Here is a 3,354-nt window from a genome sequence, read left to right on the forward strand (position 1 = left end):
AGACTCATTATCAAATGTATTGGCTTTGTGTCCAAATTGTCACAGAGAGCTTCACTTCGGAAAAGGCATTTAACAAAGCAATCAAGGTGATGCGTTACACTCGGCGGTTTTGGTTCGGAGTTCAGTGTGCTTTGCTGGTTCAGTGGGGCACACCTTATTGCAGGCGTTATGGCGCAGGGGCGTACAGGCAACGTGGCGATCGTTTTCTTGCTACTCGGGTCGTTCTTAGTCGCTAGCATATTGAAGTTTTCCTGCTCTGTTATGGTGCTGGATGCTTTCAAAGAAAATAGACATTTGTAGGTATCGTACGCAACACGCCCGATTGTCGTTATGAGATGGCCGTTTTCACTGAACCAATTGGCTTCAGCATTATCTGAACCTTCCTTCACTAACGTTGGGTCGAGGCTTAGCAGCTAGCAAGCCGTAGTTTTCCAATCCTGTTATGGTGTTGGATGTTTACAATGAAAATAACCCTTGCTTGGTTCCAGTCCGCAGCACGCTCGATTGTCGTTTTACAGTCGCTGTTTTCTCCATGAAGCACAGATTCAAATGTTTAGTAAAGAGCCATTCTTTCTCAAGTAACTCAAAAATTTGTTATATAAATCATAAAGAAATGACACGAATCATGTATATGTTTAGGTTGTTGCTTATGATGTTCTGGTATCAATCTGGAAACCCTGTAGAGGTAGCGTGCATGGATGTTGAGTAGAATACTTTGAGCGCGCCATAACAAAGGTATCAAGGTGACGCGTTTGACTCGGCGGTTTTGGTTCGGAGTTCAGTGGGTTTGGTGAGTTGGTCGTGGCGCACCTTATCCCAGGCGTTATGGCGCAAGAGCGCACAGGCAACGTGGTGATCGTTTTATTGTCATCGAGTCGTGCTTTCTTGCTATTTCATAGTAGTTTTCCAATCCTGTTATGGTGTTGGTAGTTTTCAATGAAAAGAGAATTTGTGGTTGCTGCCCGCAACCACCCAATTGGCGTTTTGAGGTTGTTATTGGTGTGAAACTTATGGGACTCAGTCATTATTATTAACTCTCCGTATAAATCCATAAACGTAAAAATTATTTTATTACTTTAACCGTTTTATATTATGGATAATGGAGAAATGTCATGAGTAAATATCAGTTCTTTTGTAAGCCTAATACAAACCGTAAGGAGTTTACTTTCTTAAATTCAGATTCTGATTCGTTTCTACGAGAAAAAGAACAATTGTTAGTGCAGGGGTTTGAGGTCGAAGATGATTACATTTACGCAGAAACTGAGTCTGAGGCAGTAGAAAAATTTAAATCAAATTACCTCTATGCCATTGAGGAGTACACTAAATCAAATCCAGTGTCTGGTATATTTTATCAATTAAATCAGTTGATTGGTTTATTATTTAAGGTTTTTAGGAAAAATAAGTAATGCTGAATACGTCAGCGTCGCCATAACAAGGCAATCAAGGTGACCCGTTACACTCGGCGGTTTTGGTACGAAGTTCGGTGTGCTTTGTTAGTTTGGTGCGGGGCACCTTATCGCAGGCGTTATGGCGTAAGTGAGTACAGGTAACGTGGCTGCTGAATTACTTGCCGGTGGGTCGTTCTTAGTCGCTAGTATATTGCAGTTTTCCAGCGCTGTTATGGTGCTGGATGTATTCAAAGAAAATTGGCATTTGTAGGCACTGTACGCAACACGTCCGATTGCCGTCTTGAGGTGGCTTTTTTCATTTGTCCAATTGGCTCCTGTAGTTGTGTTGATTCCCTTCATTTTCGTTGGGTCGAGGCTTAGCAGCTAGCAAGCAGTAGTTTTCCAATCCGGTTATGGCGCTGGGTGTTTGCAATGAAAATAGGCATCGTTGGCTCCAGTCCGCAGCACGCTCGATTGTCGTTTAGTACTCGCTACTTTTCTTCCTTAAGCACCGATTCACACTGATAGAAGAGAGCTGTCCGTTCTTCTTCCGAATAAATCTTGCTCAAACCCCCATCAAAAGGCTTAGGTTTCAGTTATAGCCACCTGAAATTAATCACAAAAACTGCGTTCCCTCAACGTCCTGTTTACTCAGTGATATATGATGCCTGAATCATATGGCAGGCAAATAATCCTGTTCAGCGGTAGCGTGCATTGAAGTTGAGTAGGTTACTTGGAGCTCGCCATAACAAAGGTATCAAGGTGACGCGTTTGACTCGGCGGTTTTGGTTYGGAGTTTAGTGGATTTGGTGGGTTAACCGTGGCGCACCTTATCCCAGGCGTTATGCACCTAGAGCCAAGATTTTCAATGGTAGATAGTTCATCGCTGATTTCCACGACTTCTTTGGCCATACGTTCAGCGACAGGCTGCCTGAAAGTCCTGAGATAAGTTTGTTGTTGCTTTCTTTGCTGCCTTTAGTTCTGGCAATTTAACATCATAATTTCAACGTTACTTTGCTGTGAAAGTGCTGGCGCATTTCTTTGCCTATTGATTTGGTGCCGCAGCCAAGCTTCTCCGCATCAGGTTGTCATGCAGGTTTCTCTGGCTCAAATCGTTGAAAGTGAATCGGAATTATCAGAGTATGAATTTGTTGCCCGCATGACGCAGATTTATCATGCGAGGAAGGACTTTCGGCCAAGTATGATCGTATTAATGGATAGAGTTGCATAACAAGGCAATCAAGGGTGATGCGTTTGACTCGGCGGTTTTGGTATAGAGTCCGGTGCGCTTTATTGGTTCAGTGGGGCACACCTTATTGCAGGCGTTATGCACCTAGAGCCAAGAATTTCAATGGTAGATGGTTCATCGCTCATTTCCACGATTTCTCTGGCCATTCGTTTGCCGAAAGGCTGCCTGAAAGTCCGAAGATAAGCTTGTTGTTGTCTTCTGTGCTGCCTTTGATTCAGGCAATTCAACATCATAATTTCAACGTTACTTTGCTGTGAAAGTGTTGGTGCATTTCTTTGACTATTGGTCTGGTGCAGCAGCCAAGCCAGTCCGTATTAGGTTGTCTGCAAGTTGGTTTGGCTCAAGTCGTTGAAAGTGAATCGGAATTATCAGAGTATGAATTTGTTGTCTGTATGTCGCAGATTCACAATGCGTGGAAAGACTTTCGGCCAAGTATGATCGTATTAATGGATGGAGTTGCATAACAAAGGTATCAAGGTGACTTGTTTGACTCGGCATTTTTGGTTTGGAGTTTAGTGGGTTTGGTGAGTTCACCGTGGCGCACCTTATCCCAGGCGTTAAATGCTACTTGAAGTGGTCAAGTAAAACTGGCCACGGTTTTATGGGTGAGCCAGAAGCGGCGCTCTGACTCGTTCGGTGTTAGCCCACCATTGTATTGATGTGGCCTGACTTGGCTGTAGTATCCGGTAATGTAATTGATTATCGAGGCCTTGCCCT

The 3,354-nt window shown here is 43.6% G+C and carries 1 protein-coding gene and 2 pseudogenes; 2 read left to right on the forward strand and 1 reads right to left on the reverse strand.

The annotated features are described in order from the left end of the window. Both EDI28_RS27415 and EDI28_RS25395 read left to right on the forward strand, forming a co-directional pair. A pseudogene (locus EDI28_RS27415) lies at nucleotides 1–236 on the forward strand (hypothetical protein); the annotation flags it as partial. 876 nt (nucleotides 237–1,112) lie between these two features. Then, the gene (locus EDI28_RS25395) at nucleotides 1,113–1,406 is read left to right on the forward strand and encodes a hypothetical protein (RefSeq protein ID WP_128786640.1); all 294 of its coding nucleotides are present in this window, start codon (nucleotides 1,113–1,115) and stop codon (nucleotides 1,404–1,406) included. A 1,808-nt stretch (nucleotides 1,407–3,214) separates the two neighbouring features. Here EDI28_RS25395 and EDI28_RS25410 read toward each other — a convergent pair. Continuing rightward, nucleotides 3,215–3,354 (reverse strand): annotated as a pseudogene (locus EDI28_RS25410) (IS3 family transposase); the annotation flags it as partial.

Source organism: Photobacterium chitinilyticum (assembly GCF_004104355.1).
Taxonomy (GTDB): Bacteria; Pseudomonadota; Gammaproteobacteria; order Enterobacterales; family Vibrionaceae; genus Photobacterium; species Photobacterium chitinilyticum.